Below are 3,308 nucleotides of genomic sequence, written 5' to 3'. Positions count from 1 at the left end.
TAGCGGATGGGCCTTTTTTATTGGTGGGATGAAACCCCCAACCTCTTCCCCAGGCCCTGTCCGGATACACGGATGGGGCTTTTTATTGTCTGGAAATAAATTCCAGGATAGAGTCGGGCCTATTTTTCCTTTCGGTTATACAAAGTTATAGCTTCCTTGATTTATCCAGTGAAATACTTTAGAACTTGGCCGCCATGATTGCTTGTTTATGGGGTGTCTGACATAACCGGAGAGGCTGAGATCAGATGAATTACAAGTTGTTGCGAATGCTTTCTGATGGAGAATTTCATTCTGGTGTCGCTTTGGGTGAAAGTTTAGGGCTTACAAGGGCGGCAATATGGAAGAATGTTGCTCAGTTGGAGCAAGCGGGTATAGAGATAGAGAGTGTAAAGGGGCGAGGCTATAGATTGCGTGAGCCTATTGCGATGTTGTCCAAAGAGTTGGTTTGTTCCGCTATAAAGGATAATGAAAGACTTGGGTTAAGAGATTTCCTTTTGTTGGACTCTGTGGATTCGACTAACTCGTATTTGAAGTCACATTCAAAAAATTTGCCGCTGGGAAGTTATGATGTCTGTGTTGCAGAAGAGCAAACCGGCGGAAGAGGTAGAAGAGGGCGCAGCTGGGTAAGCCCAATTGCGAAAAACCTATATGTAAGTATTTCGTTTAGGCTACCAGGGGGGTTCTCATCTTTAAGTGGGTTGAGTTTGGCTTTGGGAGCTGCGACAGCTGAAGCGATCAATTTTTCGGCGGGGTTAAGTGCAGGACTGAAATGGCCAAATGATGTCTGGGTGGCCGGTAAAAAGATTTCTGGGATCTTGGTAGATGTTGAGGGTGAGCACAATGGTCCGGTTCTAGTTGTAGCGGGTATAGGGTTGAATGTTTCAATGAGTGAAGAAGAGGCGACTTCAATAGACCAGCCTTGGACTTCTCTTGAGAGGGAGGTTGGAAGAGGGCTGGACAGAAATGAGCTTCTGTCTTCATTGTTGAATGAGGTATTGAATTCAATAGATCTTTTTATGGAAGGTGGCTTTTCGGCGGTTAGAGATCTATGGGAATCGCATGATGTCTTGATCGGGCGCTCTATCAGGTTGCTTGGCTATAACAATCAGATCGAAGGTGTCTATAAAGGCGTTGATGATATGGGGAATTTGCTGATGGAAACGGCAGATGAAGGTGTAGCTGCATATTCTGCAGGGGAAGTTTCAATAAGGCCTCTCAATGACAGAGTATGAAGTTGATGTAGGAAACACCTATATAAAATGGAGGAAAAGGGTCTCGGGCAAATATTTACCCTCAACGAGGGGGGGGGTAGAGATGCTTGCTAAAGAGTTGTCTGATTGTCCAGCTGATCTGGTGCTGGTTTCATGTGTTGCTGGAGAGGAGATAAGGCGAGCTTTGAATAATTTGTTTGCCGAGCTCGAGGTGCCAACCGCCTATTGGGCTGAGTCTTCTCAAGAAGCATGTGGTGTTCTGAATGGTTATAAAGAATACACAAAATTAGGGGTTGATCGATGGCTTGCCTGTTTGGCTGGCTTTAATAAGTCGGGTGGAAGTGCGTGCTGCATTATAGATTTTGGGAGTGCGATTACTGTTGACATACTGGATGGTGAGGGCAGGCATCTAGGGGGATATATCGCTCCGGGTAGCAGGCTTTGTTTCGAGGCTTTAGGTGCAACAGGTTCATTGGCCGGGCAATATGAATATGTGTCCGGGGGCACGCTTGGTCTGTCTACAAAGAGTTGTATAGAGAGCGGGGTCTATATGATGCAGCTAGGCTTTTTAACCCAGGTGTTGGAGGTCGTTTCAGGTTTGAAATGTTTTGTTACTGGTGGCGGTAGTGCGCAGTTCTCTTCAGTGTTGGACGAAAACTCAGTCGAAATATTTACGGATCTTGTTTTAGATGGTCTTCGTCTGGCTTACGAGGATGACGTTGCAGTAATGGGAAGGGGTGAATAAGTGCGTTGGATATTTTTATCGCTACTTTCCTTGAATGCTATTGTATTTCTAGTGCAATGGCTCGAGTTGCAAAAAAGGCACTCGGTTAGCATGGGCAGTCCAAGGGTTACTTCTGTTGGGGGTGATGGAGGAACATTGACGCTCCTAAGTGAGATCAAGCTAGTGCCTGAGCAAAGTAAAAAAGAGTTTGAGTCGGAAGAGAGAGTTGAGAAGGTAAATAAAGGAGCGTTATGTTTCCTGATAGGACCAATGGAGGGGGAGGATCAGGCTGCGCTGTTACAAAAGGACTTGTTGGAATTGCAGGTGGAGACCAGGATTCATCAAAACACCATCCAATTGGCACCTGAGTACTGGATTTATCTTGAGCCTTTGGATAGTCGAAAGGCAGCAATTATAAAGCTGAAGGAGCTTCAGGTAAGGAAGATAGATAGCTATCTAATTGCTCAAGGGGAGTTAAGGAACGGAATCAGTTTAGGATTATTTCGAAATATTGACTCAGCTAAAGCTCTGCAGAGCCAGAGAGTTCGGCAGGGGTTTGATGCAAAGATGAAGGAGTTGCCTCGAGAAAAAGTTGAATATTGGCTTCTTTCGGAAGATGAGGCCAATGTGCAGCTAATGGGTCGAATTGATAGTGTATTGGCGGGTCAAAAAAATAATATAGAAGCCAGACAAATTTTTTGTAAAAGTGTTGCATCGGGGGGGGAACTTCCGTAGTATAGCGGCCTCGCGATTTGGCGAGTAAGGGCTGGCGTAGCTCAGTTGGTAGAGCAGCTGACTTGTAATCAGCAGGTCGGGGGTTCGATTCCGTCCGCCAGCTCCATTTAATTCTTAAAGAGTTAAGTGTCGCATTTAAAGCTAAATCGTATGCTCTGGAGGGGTTCCCGAGCGGCCAAAGGGATCAGACTGTAAATCTGACGCGAAAGCTTCGCTGGTTCGAATCCAGCCCCCTCCACCATTATTTAGCGGGCGTCGTATAATGGCTATTACCTCAGCCTTCCAAGCTGATGATGCGGGTTCGATTCCCGCCGCCCGCTCCACTAATTAATGATTGGTGAGTTTGAGTGCTCATGTAGCTCAGTCGGTAGAGCACATCCTTGGTAAGGATGAGGTCACCGGTTCAATTCCGGTCATGAGCTCCACATATGATTTGTCTTGAGTTTGTTTTTAAGTTGTCTTGAGGCAAGTGCTAAAGGTACGACAAAGCGTTTTCTTCAGGAGAGGGTCGCAATGGCAAAAGAAAAGTTTGAGCGTAGTAAACCGCACATTAACGTAGGCACCATTGGTCACGTTGACCATGGTAAGACTACTCTGACAGCGGCCCTGACTCGCGTATGTTCTGAAGTTTGGGGTGG

The 3,308-nt window shown here is 46.1% G+C and carries 4 protein-coding genes and 4 tRNA genes; all 8 read left to right on the top strand.

Going from position 1 to position 3,308, the window contains the following annotated elements:
• The first annotated feature begins 245 nt into the window (after window positions 1-245).
• Window positions 246-1,232 (top strand): biotin--[acetyl-CoA-carboxylase] ligase, encoded by a 987-nt coding sequence (locus tag F566_RS0100345; protein WP_020404987.1) that lies wholly within the window; start codon window positions 246-248, stop codon window positions 1,230-1,232.
• Window positions 1,219-1,956, top strand: coding sequence for a type III pantothenate kinase (locus F566_RS35085; RefSeq protein ID WP_020404986.1), 738 nt, complete (start codon window positions 1,219-1,221; stop codon window positions 1,954-1,956). The genes F566_RS0100345 and F566_RS35085 overlap by 14 nt, the downstream gene beginning before the upstream one ends.
• Window positions 1,957-2,670, top strand: a complete 714-nt coding sequence (locus F566_RS0100335; protein ID WP_020404985.1) for a hypothetical protein — start codon at window positions 1,957-1,959, stop codon at window positions 2,668-2,670.
• A 30-nt stretch (window positions 2,671-2,700) separates the two neighbouring features.
• Window positions 2,701-2,776: transfer RNA gene (locus F566_RS0100330), tRNA-Thr, on the top strand.
• 51 nt (window positions 2,777-2,827) lie between these two features.
• Window positions 2,828-2,911, top strand: a tRNA-Tyr gene (locus F566_RS0100325).
• A gap of 7 nt (window positions 2,912-2,918) precedes the next feature.
• A tRNA-Gly gene (locus F566_RS0100320) sits at window positions 2,919-2,993 on the top strand.
• 26 nt (window positions 2,994-3,019) lie between these two features.
• Window positions 3,020-3,095 (top strand) — tRNA-Thr (locus tag F566_RS0100315).
• Window positions 3,096-3,183: 88 nt separating this feature from the next.
• Window positions 3,184-3,308 (top strand): GTP-binding protein (locus F566_RS36015; protein ID WP_245555104.1); only part of this gene is annotated, 125 nt, incomplete at its 3' end.

This window comes from Hahella ganghwensis DSM 17046 (assembly GCF_000376785.1).
Classification (GTDB): Bacteria; Pseudomonadota; Gammaproteobacteria; order Pseudomonadales; family Oleiphilaceae; genus Hahella; species Hahella ganghwensis.
The sequence above is the reverse complement of the archived record's forward strand: the minus strand, read 5'-3'. Positions and strand labels throughout refer to the sequence as shown.